At 42.7% G+C, this 19,314-nt stretch carries 12 protein-coding genes; 10 read left to right on the top strand and 2 right to left on the bottom strand.

Annotated features, from left to right (window positions below):
* Nucleotides 1–60 precede the first annotated feature (60 nt).
* The 8 genes from dxr (at nucleotide 61) to rbfA (ending at nucleotide 13,449) form a co-directional block, all read left to right on the top strand.
* Nucleotides 61–1,218 carry a 1-deoxy-D-xylulose-5-phosphate reductoisomerase gene (gene dxr / locus APHWEB_RS00155; protein ID WP_011450566.1) on the top strand — a complete coding sequence of 386 codons (1,158 nt, stop codon included), beginning with the start codon at nucleotides 61–63 and terminating at the stop codon, nucleotides 1,216–1,218.
* A 202-nt stretch (nucleotides 1,219–1,420) separates the two neighbouring features.
* Nucleotides 1,421–3,172: a TRP75-related protein gene (locus APHWEB_RS05735; protein ID WP_155237126.1), complete on the top strand. Its 1,752-nt coding sequence runs from the start codon at nucleotides 1,421–1,423 to the stop codon at nucleotides 3,170–3,172.
* Nucleotides 3,173–3,355: 183 nt separating this feature from the next.
* Nucleotides 3,356–4,558, top strand: coding sequence for a flavodoxin-dependent (E)-4-hydroxy-3-methylbut-2-enyl-diphosphate synthase (gene ispG, locus APHWEB_RS00145; RefSeq protein WP_020849274.1), 1,203 nt, complete (start codon nucleotides 3,356–3,358; stop codon nucleotides 4,556–4,558).
* A gap of 168 nt (nucleotides 4,559–4,726) precedes the next feature.
* The gene (tatC, locus tag APHWEB_RS00140; RefSeq protein WP_020848869.1) at nucleotides 4,727–5,467 is read left to right on the top strand and encodes a twin-arginine translocase subunit TatC; all 741 of its coding nucleotides are present in this window, start codon (nucleotides 4,727–4,729) and stop codon (nucleotides 5,465–5,467) included.
* A gap of 221 nt (nucleotides 5,468–5,688) precedes the next feature.
* The gene (locus APHWEB_RS00135; protein WP_226988834.1) at nucleotides 5,689–8,823 is read left to right on the top strand and encodes an efflux RND transporter permease subunit; all 3,135 of its coding nucleotides are present in this window, start codon (nucleotides 5,689–5,691) and stop codon (nucleotides 8,821–8,823) included.
* A 239-nt stretch (nucleotides 8,824–9,062) separates the two neighbouring features.
* Entirely contained in the window at nucleotides 9,063–10,607 is a 1,545-nt protein-coding gene (gene nusA, locus APHWEB_RS00130; RefSeq protein ID WP_011450571.1) for a transcription termination factor NusA, read from the top strand.
* A 17-nt stretch (nucleotides 10,608–10,624) separates the two neighbouring features.
* On the top strand, nucleotides 10,625–13,096 hold the full coding sequence (gene infB, locus APHWEB_RS00125) for a translation initiation factor IF-2 (RefSeq protein ID WP_011450572.1): 2,472 nt from the start codon (nucleotides 10,625–10,627) through the stop codon (nucleotides 13,094–13,096).
* Nucleotides 13,093–13,449 carry a 30S ribosome-binding factor RbfA gene (rbfA, locus tag APHWEB_RS00120; RefSeq protein ID WP_011450573.1) on the top strand — a complete coding sequence of 119 codons (357 nt, stop codon included), beginning with the start codon at nucleotides 13,093–13,095 and terminating at the stop codon, nucleotides 13,447–13,449. Before infB ends, rbfA begins: the two co-directional genes overlap by 4 nt.
* Here the strand turns inward: rbfA and APHWEB_RS00115 are convergent.
* Nucleotides 13,446–13,673, bottom strand: a complete 228-nt coding sequence (locus APHWEB_RS00115) for a translation elongation factor G, truncation (protein WP_011450574.1) — start codon at nucleotides 13,671–13,673, stop codon at nucleotides 13,446–13,448. The genes rbfA and APHWEB_RS00115 overlap by 4 nt on opposite strands.
* 151 nt (nucleotides 13,674–13,824) lie before the next feature.
* Entirely contained in the window at nucleotides 13,825–14,535 is a 711-nt protein-coding gene (locus APHWEB_RS00110; RefSeq protein ID WP_011450575.1) for a TerC family protein, read from the bottom strand.
* 143 nt (nucleotides 14,536–14,678) lie between these two features.
* Between APHWEB_RS00110 and APHWEB_RS00105 the strand changes: the two genes are divergently transcribed.
* Together APHWEB_RS00105 and typA are read left to right on the top strand one after the other, a co-directional pair.
* Nucleotides 14,679–17,000, top strand: a complete 2,322-nt coding sequence (locus tag APHWEB_RS00105) for an AAA family ATPase (RefSeq protein WP_011450576.1) — start codon at nucleotides 14,679–14,681, stop codon at nucleotides 16,998–17,000.
* A gap of 82 nt (nucleotides 17,001–17,082) precedes the next feature.
* Nucleotides 17,083–18,921 (top strand): translational GTPase TypA, encoded by a 1,839-nt coding sequence (typA, locus tag APHWEB_RS00100; protein ID WP_011450577.1) that lies wholly within the window; start codon nucleotides 17,083–17,085, stop codon nucleotides 18,919–18,921.
* The last annotated feature ends 393 nt before the right edge of the window (nucleotides 18,922–19,314 follow it).

Here is a 19,314-nt window from a genome sequence, read left to right as displayed (position 1 = left end):
GTAGGAAGATCATGTGTTGTAAGAGTTACTAGTGGAGTTTTTTGTATACGGTAGAGGTGTGTGAAAAAGGTATCAGTTTTCGGTTCTACAGGATTTATAGGTAAAACTACTGTAGGTATTTTATCGGGTAATACAGAAGATTTTAAGGTTATTGCGCTTGTAGCTGGTAGTAACGTGAGCTTGTTGGCGCAGCAGGCTAAGTTATTAAATGCTGAAATGGCGGTTATTGCTGATGATGCTCAATATGAGGAGCTTAAAAGGTCTTTACATGGTTCAGGTATAAGGGTTGCTGCTGGTAAGGAGGCTGTGCTTGAAGCGGCTGCCCTTAGTGTAGATACCGCTGTAATGGCTATCACTGGTATTGTGGCTTTAAGTGCGGTGATGCGGCTGATAGAAAGTGGTGTAGGTACTATTGCTTTAGCCAGCAAGGAGAGTGTAGTTTGTGGGGGAGTTCTTCTAAGGGATGCTGCTTGTAAAAGTGGAACTAGGATTGTTCCGGTGGATTCAGAGCATAATGCGGTTTTTCGTCTATTATCTCAGGGGGATAATCCCTATAAGATTACAATTACGGCTTCAGGAGGGCCTTTTCTGCATTGGTCTCATGATCAATTAAAAAGTGTTACAATAGAAGATGCGCTAGTTCATCCAGTTTGGAAAATGGGTAAGAAAATCTCTGTGGATAGTGCAACGATGATGAATAAAGCTTTGGAAGTATTAGAAGCTAGTTACCTTTTTGAGCTCGGATATAGGAAAATAGATGTTGTGATTCATCCGGAATCAATAGTTCATGCTTTGGCGTTTTATCAGGATGGAACTTCTACTGCGTTAATGTCGTTGCCGGATATGAGTATCCCAATACTTCATGCGTTATATTGGCCTCATAGGAAGGAGGTGTCTGTAAGGGAGGTGGATTTAATTGCGTATGGCAAATTGACCTTTATTAGGCCTGATTTTGAGAGATTTCCGGCACTGAAGGCTGCATTTGATATTTTACAGTCTTCTGAGAGGGATGTTGCAAGTATAGTATTTAATGCTGCAAATGAAGTTGCGGTGGAGTCATTTTTAAATTCCGAGATTACTTTTTTAGAGATAGTTAATATTGTTTTGCATGTGATGAACAAGGTTCCTTATGGAAAAGTCTCTTCTCTAGCAGACATAATGGAATATGATTTATTAGGCAGGTGTATAGCTAGAGAGGTTATTAGCGATGCGTCTTAATTAAGCTTTTTCGATATGAGGAAACAGTTTAGCATTTTTGGTGATACTTTAAATGCGATAAATGTTGTATTGGATTGCTTAATGGTGTTATTTATTCTAAAGCAGTGATGCACACTATACTTTTGGGTGCGTATGTTCTGTTGGGCTTGGCTTTATAGATGTGTTGTTCTTTTATATATCGGCTTCATCGGTTAGTTACATGTTGAGATTTGTACTGTCTGTAGTGGTTTTATTGATTCTCTCTTCTTGTGGAGGCAAGTATGCTTTTGAGATGAGTAGAAATTATGCTCCTCCGTATAATCCTGGTGGGGATTATTTCGATGATGATGAGAGTTTTGCTCAATCTTACGAGATATACGAGAAGCGTAGAGAAGATGCTCTTCGTGAACAAGAGAGTATGAAAAAGCGGAATCGTGGCAGGGATTTGCAGCAGAAAAGTGGGCGTCGCCAGATCAGTGATGAGGAAAAAGGCAGGATTATCAATGAGTTGCAAAGATATGGTGTAATGTACAATGCTGGTGAGCGCAGGAAAGGTGGGATGGTAAACAGCGAGGGTATCGACCTTTCTCGTGTGAGGGGAGCACGCTTTATAGATGTTGATCTGAATAAGAGTGGGGTTATTTCTGGGAAAGAAGAAAGGGTTGACGAATCGATCTTGGTAAAAACTAAAGAAGGTGAGTTGCTTGATGCAGAAGAGCAAAGTTCTATGCTTAGCGGCGGATTGCCAGGGGATAGTGCTGATGAAGAACACGAGGAGTTTGAAGTAAATATTGATTGTGACTGCGGCGACGATTGCGATTGTCCTACCGGTGCTCACAAATCTCATGGGGGACACAAGAAGTTGTCTCATCCTGTAGAGGTGGAAGAGGAGCAAAGTCCTGCGCTTGATGTGATAAGTAGTGAATTGCCTAAGGATGACATTGCTGAGGATCAAGAGGGGATAGGGGTAAAAGGTGGCTGCAATGCTGGAGATGATAGCGATTGTCCTACTGGCGCTCACAAATCTCATGGGGGACACAAGAAGTTGTCTCATCCTGTAGAGGTGAAAGAGGAGCAAAGACCTGCGCTTGATGTGATAAGTAGTGAATTGCCTAAGGATGACATTGCTGAGGATCAAGAGGGGATAAAAGTAGATTGCGACTGCGGAGATGATTGCGATTGTCCTACTGGCGCTCACAAATCTCATGGGGGACACAAGAAGTTGTCTCATCCTGTAGAGGTGAAAGAGGAGCAAAGACCTGCGCTTGATGTGATAAGTAGTGAATTGCCTAAGGATGACATTGCTGAGGATCAAGAGGGGATAGGGGTAAAAGGTGGCTGCAATGCTGGAGATGATTGCCCTAGTGATGAGTTGAATCTAGAGCATGGAAATAAGGAGGTTGCGGTTTACGGAGAGGAAGGTGCTTCAAGTAAAGATGAGGATAATGTTGCAGAGTATGGTTCTGTTGGTGATGTTGGCGCCGATAGAGATGATGTAGCTGAAGGTAATGATATTTACCCGTGGTGGGAAGAATATGATGTCGTAGAAGGGTTTGGGGCGTTTGATGACAGCTCCGATGGTGAGGGTTACTACTCCGAAAGTTCTCCTGTGTTTGGAGAAGAAGAGCGTGCCGAAGAAGATTTTGATGTGTATCAAGATCCAGTAGAAGTGGATGATGAGGGAGTTACTGATTCTTCTGAGGATTTAGAGGCTGATTCTGGAGCGGACTCTGTGACAGATTGGGAAGAAGAAGGTGACTATTTGCCAAATGATGGCGATGTTACTACTTCTTCTAGTGCTGGTAAAGGCGCGGCAGATGACTTATCAGTCGATGATTCAACTTTCCTTGATGAAGGTGAAGAAGGTGGGTACAAAGGAATTGATAAGGATAGCGACGGATATCGTATTCCTATGTCGTTGCCAGATAGTCGTTCCAGGTATTATGATCTTGGTGATTTTGTGAGCCTAAGGTAGGTTCGCTATTTCACGTTGTGTATGTGGGAGTGTTACTGTATTCGTGGCGTTTGTAGGTTGCGAGTAGGGTAGCGCTCTCAGTTTTTAGTGTAGAAATGCTATCTATTAATTGGAACTTCTCGCAGTTTTTGAGTATCTGTGACGGGGTGGTTTGTTTTAAAGCGTAAAAATTAAGGGTATGGTATGAGAGTAAGTCAAGCTGTAAGGGTTGGCAAGGTAACAATTGGTGGTGGGCATCCGGTAGTGGTGCAATCTATGGCTCTTGGGGGTTCCGGAAGTTTTGATCGGGACATGCAGGAAGTGCTAGCCCTTGCGAGAGAGGGGTCTGAGTTAGTTAGGGTGGCTATAAATTCTGATGAGTCTATAAAAGTAATTCCTGACATGGTTGATGTGCTGGTAAAGCATGGGTTCGATGAGAAGATGATCGTTGGATGCGGTCAATATGAAGTTGCTAGGCTTCTTAGAGATTATCCAACGTGTGCTGCTGCATTGGGGAAAATAAGAATCAATCCAGGTAATATAGGTTTTGGTGATAAGAGGGATAAGAACTTTGAGGAGGTTATAGAATTCGCTATAAAGAACGATATTCCGGTGAGAATAGGGGTAAACTGGGGTAGTTTGGACAAGGTTCTCGTTGGGAAGCTCATGGACGATAATGCGAATCTTCCGGTGCCAGAATCCGCGGATGTTGTTAAGGCAAAGGCTTTGGTGCTTTCTGCTATCACGAGTGCGAAGAAAGCAGAGGGGATAGGTTTGCCTTCTAATAGAATAGTACTTTCGTGTAAAGTCAGCAAAGTGAGAGATTTAGTGGCGGTATACACCGCTTTAGCTGGGCAAAGTAATCATGCATTGCATCTTGGGTTAACTGAAGCGGGAGCTGGGTTAAAAGGGGTTGTTAGCAGTGTTGCGGGTATAGCTCATCTATTGATTATGGGTATAGGTGATACTGTGAGGGTATCGCTTACTTCTCTTACTAGAGAGGGTAGAACTGAGGAAGTAAAGGTATGTAAGGAGATTTTGCAATCATTAGGATTAAGATATTTTACAGCGCAGAGTACTTCCTGTCCGGGGTGTAATCGTACAAATTTTGATGTTTTTCAGAAGCTTGTTTCCGGGGTGAACAAGTATATGGAAAGTAACATGGAGGCTTGGAAGAAGAAGTATCCGGGTGTTGTGAATATGACAGTTGCGGTTATGGGATGTGTTGTTAATGGGCCTGGCGAGAGCAAACATGCCAATCTAGGGCTTAGTATGCCTGGTAAGGGAGAGCGAGAAGTGGCTGCGGTTTACGAGGATGGCAGCAAGTTATGTACCATTCAAGGTGCTGACATATTGGAGCAGTTTTTGAATATTATTGAGTCTTACATTGCAAAGAATTATAGCTAACTGCATTGGGAAACAGTGAAAAATTACTGTGTGCGAGTTTTTTGGAGTTAGGCTTGTTAGATAGTGGGGAGAGAGTTATTGCTTGAATCATGTGATGAGGTAGTCTTAGGGTGTTTTACGTTGTCATGTCTACCCATTTTGCAGTATCACTTCTAGGGTTCTATTTTCATGAATAAGGGAACGATGTCACTGGCTGGCCACTTGAAAGAGCTTAGGAGACGAGTACTGTTTTCTATTGCGTTTTTTGTGCTGGTATTCATCGCTTGTTACTTTTTTTCTGAGAAGATATACGAGTTCTTGCTTGTTCCTCTTGTGGATCTTGAGGGGGATAATGAGGATTTTTCACTGATTTATACAGATCTTACTGAGGCGTTTTTCGTATACCTAAAGGTAGGTGCGATGGCGGCTTTATTTTGTTCCTTTCCTATGTTTGCTTGGCAGTTTTATATGTTTCTTGCTCCAGGCTTGTATAAGGCAGAAAAATGTATTCTGATACCGTATCTTATAGCGGCTCCTGTGCTTTTTGTGACAGGTGCTGCAGGGGTGTATTATTATATATTTCCGTTAGCATGGAAGTTTTTTATAAAATTCGAAAATCGAGACTCCTCAGTGGGGGTTCCCATAGAGTTTATGCCTTCGGTAAGTGAGTATTTGGATTTGGTACTGCAGCTCATGTTCGCATTTGGATTAGCGTTTCAGTTGCCAGTGATTTTGACATTACTTGCTCGTGTGGGTGTTATATCTGCGCAGAGCTTGGTTTCGAAGAGGAGGATAGCGATAGTGGTTATATTTATTGTTGCTGCTATACTGACCCCTCCAGATATACTTAGTCAGATAGGCTTGGCTGTTCCTATGCTTTTATTATATGAAGCCTCTATTATTGCATGTAGATATATCGAGAAAAGATAAGGCTCCTACTGCGCTCGACATTTAAATCGTGAACTGCCGTGCGATACGTTTAAGCGCAAGTACCAATCAGCGCGTGGTTATTAACTTGAGCGACACAGAAAATAGTGGTACAGAGCTATGGTGTGGTAATGCGTGACGCAATTTCTTAGGCATCTATCTCATAGTAAGAAGAAGGTGACAATGCTATTACATGGATGGTAGACTCGGCATGTAGGTTTTGTTTGCTAGATCATAAAAGACTATACAATATTAATAATATGAATGTTATAGCGGATTATTTCCTGAAAAATAACAGATTTACACTATTTCTGTTGTTATTTATAGCGATATTAGGGGTGCATTCGTACTGGATGCTTCCGCAGGAAAGAACTCCTACTATTAAGATACCCGTAATTTCAGTGCGTGCGGTTGTTAATGGTATATCTGCAGAAAGGGCGGAGAAACTGTTGGCTATTCCAATGGAAAAAGAGCTGAGAGCTGTTTCTGGTATTAAGAAGGTGCTATCAGAAGTGAGAGATGGTCATGTTAGTGTGGCTTTGAAGTTTAATCATGATGCTAACATGCGCATTGCTATGGAAGATGTGCGGAATCAGCTGGATGTGATTCGTCCAAAGTTGCCGCGACAGCTTACCTCGCTTACTGTGCAGGAGATGGATTTAGGTTCAATGCCGATATTACATCTGGCTATTGTAGGGGATATAGAAGCTGTTGTGCTATCAAAAGTTGCGCGTGAATTAAAGTCCAAAATTGAGCCACTAAGAGATGTACTTAGTGTTGAGACAGAAGGGTTGCACGAATACGTTCTTGAGCTAAATTTTTCACCAGAATTAGTTAATTATCACGGTATACAGATTCAGGATATACAGCGTGCTCTATCTTCTAGTTATGCTTTTGTTGAATACGGGATGCTGGAATCTGATGTTGGTAGTCATAAAGTAAAGCTAGAAGGCGAACTAGATAGCTACAAGAAGATTATGGATCTTGTTCTCAAGGCTGGGGAAGATCAATTCGTTACGGTAAGAGACGTTGCTACAGTTAGATTTGCTAGGAAAGATAATCATGAGTTGGTTCGAGTTAACGGGAAACCAGCTGTTGTCTTAAAAGTTGCTAAGAGAGAAGGAAGCAATATTACTGAAGTGGTCAAGCGTGTAGAACACATTTGTGATAGTGCGGCAAGGTTTTTGCCTAAGGATGTCTCATTGTTGTTTTTGCAAGATCAATCAGAGGAAGTGAAGTCTGCGCTTCGTGAGCTTGAAAATACTTTAGTGTTTTCAGTGATCCTTGTTTCAGTCGTTATGATGATATTTATGGGAATAAGGACTGCAATTTTAATAGCAGTGGCTATTCCAGTTTCAGTACTGTTTAGCATAACAGTAGTGTATCTCATGGGCTATACAATAAATATTGTAATCCTGTTCACGCTGATAATGGTCATAGGCATGCTGGTGGACGATGCGATAGTCGTTAGTGAGTATGCAGATAGAAAAATGGCGCATGGTTTTAGTAGATTGGAAGCGTATCGTCTAGCCGCTACTGCGATGTTTTGGCCTGTGGCTACTTCCACCATGATAAGGCTCTCCGTATTTATTCCTTTATTATTTTGGCCAGGGTTTACTGGTGAGTTTATGAAGTATATTCCCGTGGTGTCTATATCGGCATTGGTAGGCTCATGGATAACGGCTCTGATTTTTACACCAGTATTAGGCGCTATGTTTGGTAGGGGTTCTGCAACATCACCTGGGGAGCTGGCTCGAGTTAATGCAATTGAAGATATAGATATTGAGAATCTTGGAAAGGGAGCGCGCTTTTATACGAAAGTGCTTGGTGTGGTACTTGATCATCCGATAAAGTTTGTTTCCATTGTATCAGGTGTATTAATCTTCTCTACTGTAGCGTATTTTACTCTAGGTCCCGGGGGTGAGTTTTTTCCAGATATAGAGCCTGATCAGGCTACTATAACGGTGAAGAGCGATAGTAATTTGTCCTTAAAGGAAAAGGACTTTCTCATGAAGGAGGTGGAGGGGAGAATTAGTGAAGTTGCAGGGATTAAGTACCTCTATACGCGGTTGAGCGATAGCAAGGCCTCTACTAGTAGTGAGGTGTTAGGCGTTATACACGTGGAATTTGTGAATTGGTATTTGCGGGCAAAGTCTTCTAAAGTGCTGCGGAATATTGAGACTCTTTTAAAAGACATGAAGGGGGTGTTTTTTGATATTGCGCAATACAGTATGAAGCCTAGTGTAGGGAAGCAGTTAGAAATCAGTTTAAGGGCGGATGATCCTGCTTTGGTGCAAAAAGCTGCTAGGGTGTTACAAAAAGAGATGTCTGCATCACAAGGTTTTAGGGGAGTATCCAGTGATAACCCGGTTTCTGGCATGGAATGGGTCATGATGGTGGATAGGAAAAAGGCAGATGTTGCTGCAGTGAGTGTTTCAATGATAGGGCAGTACATCAAAATGCTCACTGACGGATTATTAGTAGGCACGTATTATCCTAAGGATTCCACAGATGGGGTTGACATAATAGCGCGCTTTCAGGAGAAACACAGATCGCTGAAATACTTAGACAATTTTCTCATCAACACTATGTACGGTCCTAGACCTGTTTCTTCATTTATTAGTAGAAAAGCAAGGAGTAGTACGGGAACAATAAATCGCATTGACGGTTTGCGGGCAATAACGATTTCTTCTGACATTGCACCCGGATATTCTATAGCTGATAGGGTGAGGTATATAAAAGAGGTTCTAGATAGGGAACCAAGAGTGGAGGTTGCCTTTCTGGGAGATATGGAAGATCAGGCGGAATCGAAGACATTTTTGATCAAGTCATTTTTTCTAATTTTACTGATGATAGCCCTTGTGTTGATCGCTGAGTTCAACAGTTGGTACTACGTTATGGTAGTGATGACGGCGGTGTTTTTATCTACCACCTGTGTATTCTTGGGATTCTTACTCACTAGCAAAGTATTTGGAATAGTAATGGGGGGAGTGGGGATTATAGTGCTAGCAGGAGTGGTAGTTAACAATAATATACTGCTCATAGATGCGTTTTGCGCTAACATCAAAAGTGGTCTTAGTTACAGAGATGCGATAATAAAGTCTGCTCTCTCAAGGTTTAGACCTATTTTTCTCACAGTAATAACAGGGGTGTTAGGTCTTATGCCTATGGTGCTGAGGTTAAGTGTTGACTTTATAGGCAGGAATATTCTATACGATTCACCTACAAGCCAGTTGTGGTTTGAATTGTCTACGACGACGTCCATGGGATTATTATTTGCAACGGCTGTTACGTTGCTTTTTACTCCTGCTGTTTTAATGTGTGGAGGTAGGCAAAAATCGTCACATAAAGTGCTATGATTATGTTCCATAGATACTATAACCTGGGGCTCCATATTCGTGGTTAAAAGCAAGGGGTTAGAGAAGGCGTTTTCTGTTCTATGGCTAGAATGATAAGCGAGGTTTGGTGTCCATGATACGGAGAAATTACTTGACTCTAATTGGTATCGTAAGTAGAATCCCCGTGGCAGACTAGTATGGAGCACTGTCGCTAATGGCATGGTGTGTGATAGGTGTTTGCTACTCGTGCAAGGGGTTTTATGGTGAATTTGTATAATTTTGATAATCTTGAGCTCATAAGAGTTGCCAGGGATGTTGCAGAGCAAAGAGGTCTGGATCTTGGTGTAATAGTAGAAGCTATAGAGCAAGCGCTTGAGGTTGTGAGTCATGTTAAGTATGGGGATAGTAAGATTAAGGTCTCCATTGATAGGAAGACGGGGGTGATATCTGTAGCTCGGCAGGTTCTGGTAGTGAAGGATGACTTCACTTTTGATAGTGAAGAGTGTGGTATAGCGGCTGAAGAGGTTAATAAGTATAAGCTTGTGAGAATCTCTGATGCGTTGGCTGACGGGGAGCAGGTTGAGGTTGGTGATATACTGTTGGAGCCGTTGCCGCCGATTGATATTGATTATAATTCTGCGAAGCTCGCAAAGCAAAAGGTTGCGCAGCTAATAATGATGCAGGAAAGGAAGAGGCAATACGAGGAGTTCAAGGATCGAGTTGGTGATCTTGTATATGGGGTTGTGAAGCGTGTTGAGTACAACAACATTATTGTAGATCTAAACGGGAGCGAGGGGTATCTTCCTGTATACAATACTATTAGGGGGGAAGTATTTCGTCCTAATGCTAGGGTCAAGGCGCATGTAGAGGATGTGCGTAGGGAAGCTACGGGGCCTCAGATTTTTCTTTCGAGGGTTAGTAAGAGGTTTATGGAGCTTCTGTTTAAGCAGGAGATTTCAGAAGTATATGATGGTATCGTTACTATAAAGGCCTTGGCTAGGGATGCTGGTTCTAGGTCTAAGGTTGCGGTTTATTCGTCTGATAAGAATGTGGATCCAGTTGGGGCGTGTATTGGTGCTCGTGGAGTTAGGATACAGAATATAGTTGCGGAGCTCAACGGAGAGAAGATAGATGTAATTCCGTATTCTCCGGATCTTGCCAAGTTTGTGGTTAGTGCGATTGCGCCTGCGGAAGTGGTGAAGGTGATTATCGACGAAGATGTAGAAAAGATAGAGCTGGTGGTACCTGAGAGCCAAGTGAGTTTGGCTATAGGTAGATATGGGCAAAATATAAGGTTGGCTTCAGAGCTGGTTGGCTGGAGTATTGATGTAATTGGGGATGAGACTGAATCGACTAGGAAGGCTAAGGAGTTGAGTAGTGGTGCCAAGGTCTTTGTAGAGGATTTGGATGTTGAGGAAATTATAGGGCAGCTTCTTGTCAGTGAGGGTTTTTCTAGTATTGAAGATCTAGATAGAGCTGAGGTTGGCGATATTGCGGCTGTTGATGGCTTCAATGAAGAGATAGCGCGAGAGTTGAAGACGAGGGCGGCTGAGTGTCTGGCGCGCAAGCGTAAGGAAGCTATTGAGATGCTTGAAAGCATGTCGGTGAGTGAAGAGGTTATGCAACTTCCGTTCTTGCAGGTAGAAGATATCGTAAAGTTAAGTGAGAATGGCGTGAGGAGCGTAGAAGATATAGCTTCTCTTTGTACTGATGAATTTTATGATATTGTTCCCAGGGCTAAGTTAAGTAAAGAGCAAGTGGATTCCGTCATTCTGGAATCACGCAAACGAGTTGGGTGGGTTTAGTTTTCCAGGTACTGCAGATGAGTGATGTTGAAAAGGTTGATGGGGAGTGTAGTGCTTCGGGTAAACGGGAGCGTTTGACGCTTAAGCTTGGTGATAAGCTTAAAGTGCCGCCTTCTTTGGCTAGGGGTACCTCTACTGGAAAGTCTTTTACGACAGTTGAAGTACGGAGCAAGAAGCGGAGGCCTGGAGAGTATATTTCCCACGATGATAAGCGAAGATCTGGTCTTAATAAGGCGGTTAGTGGGCTGACTGCGCAGGAGCAGTTATTTAGGATTAATGCCATAAATATGGCTGATAGTATTAGTGCTAAAGAAAAGGAGTTAGCTGCGGCGCGAAAGGCTAAGGAAGAGGAGGAATTGGCTGCTGCGGCAGCTGTGGTTGAGGAAGCTGTCGAGGAGGTATCCGTTGAGGGTGATGTGCCGCCTGTGGAAGCGGTAGAGGCTGCAGTGCCTGATGTTGAAGAGGTGGTTGCGCCTGTGGCAACTCCTTCACATAGCAATAAGAGTGGCCATGATGACAGGGGTGGTAAGAAGTATGCTCATGGGGCTACGGGGCGTCATAAGGAAAAGGAAGGCGTTAGTATAAAGAAGGTTGCTTCTTCTAGGGGTGCGAGTAAGCATATAAAATTGGATATCGAGAATGCGCTTAGTGGGTTAGAAGACAAGCGTGTTACTAGGTTTTCATCATCTACTCATAAGCGTCGCAGTAGTAATGTTAAAAGTGGGCGTAGAATATCGAGGGAAGTTGTTATTAGTGACAAGATGACGGTTCGTGATCTTGCGTTGGCTATGGCTGAGAAGGCGCAGGATGTGCTACGCATGCTATCTCATGTTGGTGTCGAGGCGCGGATGGATACTGGGCTTGATTCTGAGGTAGCGTGTGAGATAGCTGTGGAATTTGGTCATCGTCCTAGGGTAGTTAGCATAGTCAAGATGGAGCAGGAGCTTAGTGACGTATGTGGTGATGATTTTGTTTCTGAGCCGCGTCCTCCGGTTGTGACTGTTATGGGGCATGTTGACCATGGGAAAACTTCTTTGCTTGATGTGTTGCGTAAGTCAAATGTTGCAGAGAAGGAATTTAGAGGGATAACTCAGCACATAGGTGCTTATCAGATAGATGTAGATGGCAAAAAGATAACGTTTCTGGACACGCCGGGACATGAGGCATTTGCTGATATGCGTGCTCGTGGGGCTAATGTTACAGATATTGTAGTCTTGGTGGTTGCTGCTGATGATGGAATTATGCCTCAAACTGTTGAGTCTATAAACCATGTTAAGGCTGCTGGTGTAGCTATGGTAGTGGCTGTTAACAAGATAGATAAGAGTGATGCTGACGTTGGTAGAATTACGAACGAGTTATTGCAATATGGGGTCATTGCAGAGGAGCTTGGTGGAGATGTAATGATAGTGCCTGTATCTGCGAAGACGGGGGAGAATATAGATAAGCTTCAGTCTGCAATATTGCTTCTTGCTGAGATGCTGGAGTTGAGTGCTCCGCGGGAGTGCAGGGCTCAAGGAGTTGTGATTGAGGCAAAAATTGACAGGGGATGTGGTGTAGTTGCTACGGTTATAGTGCAAAAGGGTACCTTGAAAAAGGGCGATATAATAGTTGCGGGCGATAGTTCTTATGGAAAGGTCCGTAGCATGTTCGATGACGCTGATAGGGTTGTGACTTCTGCTTTGCCTGCGATGCCTGTTAGGGTTCTGGGGTTAAATGCAATTCCTAAGGCGGGGGACACTTTGATTGTTATGCCTTCGGAGAAGCAAGCTAGGGATTTGTTGTGGCATAGGTCTGAGATTAATTCTGCGCGTGAAGAGAATCGCGCTGTGCCTTCATTTAGCGGGGCTATTATGGCCTCTATGGATAGTAAGGTGGAGGAAATTAATTTAATACTCAAGGCGGATGTTGCTGGTTCGATGGAAGCCGTTTCTTGTGCTGTTGAGCAGTTAGTGCATGAAGAAGTGAAGTTTAATGTCTTGCACAAGGAAATGGGAGATGTAACAAAGTCTGATGTGTTGCTTGCTGAGGTGTCTTCGGCGGTGATTTTGGCTTTTAATGTTAGGGTTGATGCGAAAGCGCGTGATCTCCTTAGGTTAAAAAAGGTGGATGTGCGTCATTATCAGGTTATATACGACTTGGTAGATGATGTGAGGAATATGGTATCTGGTAAGTTGAAGCCTATTGTTCAGGAGATGCAAGTTGGTTTGCTTACGGTGAGGCAGATGTTTTCTTCCGGGAAGAGCGGGACAGTTCTTGGCTGTTATGTAACGGAGGGTGCTGTTACGCGAGGAGCTACTGTTTGTGTTTGTAGAGGTGAGACTGTCATTGGTGAAGGCACTGTGAAAGCGCTGAGGCGGTTCAAGGAAGATGTTAAGGAAGTTAACCGTGGGTTAGAGTGTGGTCTTCTTGTGGATGGCGTGAAGGGTGTGCTTGCTGGTGATGTAATTAAGGTTTTAGAGATTGTAGAACGCATGAGGGGTGTGGAGTGATTGTTTTTGATCATCCAGTTGAGCATAGGAGTCTCAAGGTTTCTTCAGTGCTCAAGAAGGCGCTTTCCGAGTTATTTCTAAGGGAGTTCTATGATCTGAGTACGCTGATATCTGTTTCTGAAGTGAAGGTAGGGGAGGATCTTCGTAACGCAACGATTTTCGTTGTAGTCCGTGGTAAGGGTGTAGATGGTGACGAGATAGTGCGTGCCTTGAATGCCTCTTCTAATGTTGTGAGGAAGTCTGTCTTTAAGTATCTCAAACTCAGGTATGTGCCTAGGTTGCATTTTAAATTAGATGTAGAGTTTGAGAATTTTTTGCGTATTAGTGATGCGCTTGCAGTGTTGAATGACTAATTTTGTTGTTTGATATAAGTAATCACAGTTGAATTACAGGATATCAAGTTCTGTTTTATCTTCTGAGTAGTAGTCTTCTTAAGCCCAGCTAGCGCCGCAATATCACCGGCCTTTATCTCCCTTATGTCTTCCCTGTTATTCTCGTGCATTAACAAAATCCTACCTACAGACTCTGTATAACCCTTACCGGAATTCAACACAACAGAGTAGATGTAATCCTGCATCTAGAGATTAGTTTCCTTTAAATTATCGTATTATGCAGGGGATATGGACACTGTGTTTTTGTGTAAGTAGGTAGGTTTTTATCTATCCTTACGGGAGTGCTGCTATGGAAAAAGGTAAGTAGAAATTCTTTTCTAGAGCGAATGCCTGGTTCTATTCTTCTATTTTCGAATTAAAACGCTGTTTTAAGAGTTGAATAGCCTCCACTGCAAGAGAGAACATCAGTGTTGTATATAGGTATTCGTGAGGAATCGATATCTTGAACCCATCCAATAGCAATATGATGCCTAACATTCCTATAAATAATAGCGCAATAATTTTGCAATTACCGAACTTGCGTATTGTGTTGCTGAAGCTTTTAGAGAGAAAGAGCGCCATCACGGCGTAAATTACAAATACTATCCATATTAAGTATGTTCTTGATGTAATGCCTACTGCTGATATTACTGAGTCAAGGGATAGCATTATATCAATGCCAACAATCTGTAGTGTTGCCCAGAGGATACCTGAGTATGTGCGAATTTCCTGTAAATCTTCAGGAAAAACTTCGGAGTACATCTCTTTTGCACTTTTGTATATCAAGAATGCACCTCCTGCTATCATGAACATATCTCGATATGATAGGGTTATGTTTAATATAGAAATAACTTGTTCGTTGATTGATAGAATGAGGGATGCTCCATAGAGCATTAAGAATCTCATGCCCAAAGCTATGAATATCCCGCATATTCTAGCTTTATCGCGTATGTTTATAGGGAGTTTTTCACATATTATCGATATAAATATTAAGTTATCAATACCTAGTATTATCTCCAGCATGAGCAGGGTTAAAAATTCTGATATACAGTTGTAAATAACGTACATAATCGATCTAAAACCCCTGATCTATACGGCACTTCGTAATGTTATAGGTTACATCTTTTTTTGCAAGCAATCCAAGTTGTTTTCAACATATTTTAATGCTTACCTGATACCCTGATGCACAAGAGAAATAGGGGTTGCGTTTAGTGTTGTCGAAAAATCTTGAAGCGAGTTTGCACCGCGCTATATCGATAGCATTCGATTTTCGTCATGAATGTGCGACTCTCGAGCACTTATTATTAGCGCTTACTGATGATGTTGATGTGCGTCGTGTGTTGTATGTGTGCAGAGTTTCAGTAGATAGGTTAAGGCTTACGGTCATGAACTTTCTGCGATATGAAATGTCAGTATCTTCAGGGCACATTCTTGGGGAAGTAAAGCCTAGCAGGGTTTTTGAGAAGGTGGTACACAGAGCTGTAGTTCATGCTCATGCTTCAGGTGCGGATGAAATTAATGGTGTGAATGTCCTGGCTGAGATGTTTTTGGAAAAGGAATCCCATAGCTTTTCCTTTCTTAACGAGCATAACGTTAAGTACATCGATGTAGTGAGTTGCATGTCTAGCGGCGAGAATATGCACGATGAGGGCTATGAGCAGCACGATATTATAAAGGATGCTGATGCTAGTAGTAGGAGGGGTTCTGTTGCGTTTCCAAATATAGTCAAGGACTCAGTAAGGAAGGATGGTGACAGCCTTGAAGCGTATTGTGTTAACCTTAATGACTTGGCCAGGGAAGGTAAGATAGATTACGTTATAGGCCGTCAATACGAACAGGAAAGAACAATAGAGGTTTTGTTGCGGCGTAGGAAAAACAATCCTCTATACGTCGGAGATTCTGGGGTTGGTAAAACAGCTATAGTAGAGGGGTTAGTACTTAGAATAGTAGAAGGTAATATAGTTTCGCAGTTGCGCTGTGTTGAAGTTTATTCCTTAGATATGGGGTCTCTATTAGCAGGAACAAGGTATAGAGGGGACTTTGAAGAAAGGATTAAGGCTGTTATTCGGGCTATAGAGAATAAGAAAAATGCGGTACTGTTTATAGATGAGATTCATACTATCATCGGTGCTGGTTCTACTAGTGGCAGCCCTTTAGATGCCAGTAATCTTCTTAAACCTGCGCTTGCTAGAGGTACTATCAGGTGTATTGGTGCTACTACTCACAAGGAGTACAACAGTAACTTTGAAAAGGACCGTGCTCTAGCTAGAAGATATCAAAAAATCAATGTTGAAGAATCTACTGTAGAGGAAACCGTTCAAATATTGAGTGGAATTAAGTCCTACTACGAAGTATATCACGACGTGCGCTATACAAACCAAGCGATCAGGTATGCTGCAGAGTTGTCGGATAGATATATAAGCGAAAGAATGTTGCCAGATAAGGCGGTGGATGTACTTGACGAAGCTGGTGTTTATAGCAAACTACGCTCTCCAGAATCCAGCAGGATTGTTACGGGTAAGGATATAGGGGCTATAATCTCTAAAATTACTGAGGTTCCGTGTAGCGACCTTTTGGCTTCTGATGATATACGAAAGGTGCGGGATCTTGAGGATAATCTTAAGAAGGTGATCTTCGGGCAGGATGAGGCTATAACGCATGTTGTAGATGCTATAAGGATAGCGAAAGCTGGGATGAGAAGTTCGCAGAAGCCTTTGGCGTGTTATTTATTTGCAGGTCCTACGGGTGTTGGGAAGACGGAGCTAGTTAGGCAGTTTGCCAAATGTATGGGCATGAAGTTGATTAGATTTGACATGTCTGAGTATGTAGAATCCCATACAGTTTCCAGGATGATAGGTTCGCCGCCAGGTTATGTGGGATACGAACAGGGTGGATTGTTAACTGATGCCATTTCCCGTAATCAGTATAGTGTTCTGCTATTAGATGAGATAGAAAAGGCCCATAGCAGCTTATATAACATACTGCTGCAAATTATGGATTATGGTTACATTACAGATACGTATGGCAAAAAGGTCAGTTTCCGCAATGTTGTTATAATACTGACTACCAATGCTGGTGCTATGGAGCTTAGCCGCAATCCTATAGGATTTAATCGTGATAGTAACGTGCGGATTGACAATGCACGTAAGGTCATTGAAAAGATTTTTGGTCCGGAGTTTTGTAACAGGCTTGATGCGATAGTGCCATTTGCGTACCTGGATTCTTGTGTCATAGCACAGGTTGTGGAGAAATTTATCAATGAGCTCAGGGAGCAGCTTGCTCATAAGGATGTGAGCATCGATATTGATCAGGAATCGCTGAGTTATCTCGCAAAACTTGGTCAAAGGGAAGACTACGGCGTTAGAAAGATACAAGGTATTGTGGCGCAGAAGCTGAAGAAGCAGCTAGCTTTTGAAATGTTGTTTGGTAAACTTGTCCACGGAGGCAAGGTTGAAGTTAGGTACGATCCCGACAGTGATGACTTCAAGTACACATTTTTTGAGAGATCTGCTGCTAGTAGCATGGTGGGATAACTTACGAGAAGTGTGTTTTTATCTTTGATTATTTTGGCTAATAATATAGATTTATCCCATTGCGTTTTAGAGAAGATAAATAATGTCGAGTGGCTACGATTCCATACGTAATTTAGCTATTGTCGCGCACGTGGATCATGGAAAGACCACGTTGCTGGATAGTATGCTAAGGCAGAGTGGTGCTTTTAGAGATAATCAAGATGTTGTGGACCGTGTTATGGATAGCAATGATCTTGAGAGGGAGCGTGGTATTACCATCTTGGCCAAGTGTACTGCCATTACTTGGAAGAACCATAAGATCAATGTTATCGATACTCCTGGACATGCTGACTTCGGTGGTGAAGTGGAGCGGGTACTGTCTATGGCAGATGGGGTATTGTTGCTTGTAGATGCCTCTGAGGGCCCTATGCCTCAGACAAAATTTGTGCTCTCAAAAGCGCTAAAGGCTAAATTATTGCCCATAGTTGTTGTTAATAAGGTAGATCGTCCAGATAGTCGCGTAAGTGAGGTTCTTGATGAGGTTTATGAACTTTTTATCAATCTGGATGCTACGAGTGAGCAGTTAGATTTCCCGGTTCTCTATGCTTCTGGTAGAGAAGGTTGGTGCTCTAAGAGTTTGACTGATGAGAAGAAGGGGTTAGAGCCGCTGTTTGAGGGAATATTAGAGCATATAAAGCCAAAACAGTACGACTTAAATGCGCCGTTTAGTATGCTATTGACGTTATTGGAGTCAGACAAGTTTTTGGGTAGGGTGCTGACTGGTAAGGTTTATGGCGGTAGGGCCAAGATAAACTCACAGGTGAAGGTATTGAACCTCGCTGGTGAGGTTGTAGAGAGTGGTAGGCTCACGAAGCTTTTGTCTTTTTCGGGGCTAAAAAGGGTTCCTGTTGAAGAGGCAGATGCGGGTGACATAATAGCTGTTGCAGGGCTGGAAAGGGCTTCTGTATCTGATAGCATTGTAGATGTATCTGTAACTGTGCCTATAGAGTCTACTCCTGTAGATCCTCCAACTATGGCTGTGACTATTGGTGTGAATGACTCGCCAATTGCAGGGACTGAGGGAACGAAATTGACTTCTACTGCTATAAAGCAGAGGTTGCTTTCTGAAGCGGAAACTAATGTTGCGATTACTGTAAAAGAAGGTGCTAGAAGTGAGGCCTATGAGGTAGGCGGTAGAGGTGAATTGCAGCTTGGTGTCTTGATAGAGACAATGAGGCGTGAAGGGTTTGAGCTTTCTGTATCGCGACCGCGTGTGATTTTTAAAAAGGAAGGTTCCACAATATTAGAGCCTATAGAAGAGGTGATAATAGATGTAGATGAAGAGTATAGTGGCGTTATAATGGAAAAGCTGAGCTTCCGGAAAGGTGACATGCAAGATATGACTCCTTCTGGGAAGGGCAGGGTTAGAATGGTGTTTTTAATGCCGTCACGTGGTCTAATAGGTTACCATGGGGAGTTTTTGACAGACTCTAGAGGCACCGGTATAATGAACAGATTGTTCCATGGATATGCTCCACATAAGGGGGAAATTTCTGGAAGGATGAACGGTGTGCTTATTTCTACAGGGCAGGGAGAGGCCGTTGCATATGCCATTTTTAACTTACAAGATCGGGGTATGATGTTTATCAAGCCTCAGGATAAAGTTTATATGGGGATGATTGTTGGGCTTCATAATAGAAATAATGATATTGAAGTCAATGTGCTGAAGGGTAAGCAGTTGACTAATGTGAGGGCTGCAGGATCGGATGAAGCTGTGAGGTTAGTTCCGCCGAAAATGATGTCTTTGGAGGAGATGATAGGGTTCATCAATGACGATGAGCTGGTTGAATGTACTCCGAAATCAATAAGGTTGAGGAAGAGATTCCTTGATCCAAACGAGCGGAAGCGCTTTGCCAGATCTAAGGGAATTATCGAAGGTTAGATTATGTTGGGATCTCCAATAGGGGATCCTGGCTATTAGGCACTTTATTTGAATATTGCTGTGCTCTGGTATTTAGGCTGACGTTTGGGTGAGCTTTGCCCGGTGTACGGTATGCACTTATTCCTTTCTTCTGCAGGGGAGAGGAAAAGTTGAAATACTGCCTATGTTGTGTCCAAACACTATATTGTTTGTTACGATGGTATACGTATAAGATGCTATACAGCGTAGTTCTCTATAAAAGCGAACAGTACTGCCAGATTACTGTTCTCCGGTAGGTTTGTGTGTCGCTATCTCATCCTATAGAGGTAAGCACCATAGCTAACTGTTTGGGGAATAGTGAGTTGTGCATGGAATAACACAAATAGTTGTTTTCTCTAGAGAGCTGTACCGCCA

Source organism: Anaplasma phagocytophilum str. Webster, from assembly GCF_000964685.1.
Taxonomy (GTDB): domain Bacteria; phylum Pseudomonadota; class Alphaproteobacteria; order Rickettsiales; family Anaplasmataceae; genus Anaplasma; species Anaplasma phagocytophilum.
The sequence above is the reverse complement of the archived record's forward strand: the minus strand, read 5'-3'. Positions and strand labels throughout refer to the sequence as shown.

Excerpts from the sequence above, each read along its gene's own strand:
- infB (WP_011450572.1), top strand. The coding sequence starts at position 10,625 with ATGAGTGATGTTGAAAAGGTTGATGGGGAGTGTAGTGCTTCGGGTAAA.
- APHWEB_RS00110 (WP_011450575.1), bottom strand. The coding sequence starts at position 14,535 with ATGTACGTTATTTACAACTGTATATCAGAATTTTTAACCCTGCTCATG.
- APHWEB_RS00115 (WP_011450574.1), bottom strand. The coding sequence starts at position 13,673 with ATGCAGGATTACATCTACTCTGTTGTGTTGAATTCCGGTAAGGGTTAT.
- ispG (WP_020849274.1), top strand. The coding sequence starts at position 3,356 with ATGAGAGTAAGTCAAGCTGTAAGGGTTGGCAAGGTAACAATTGGTGGT.
- nusA (WP_011450571.1), top strand. The coding sequence starts at position 9,063 with ATGGTGAATTTGTATAATTTTGATAATCTTGAGCTCATAAGAGTTGCC.
- tatC (WP_020848869.1), top strand. The coding sequence starts at position 4,727 with ATGAATAAGGGAACGATGTCACTGGCTGGCCACTTGAAAGAGCTTAGG.
- typA (WP_011450577.1), top strand. The coding sequence starts at position 17,083 with ATGTCGAGTGGCTACGATTCCATACGTAATTTAGCTATTGTCGCGCAC.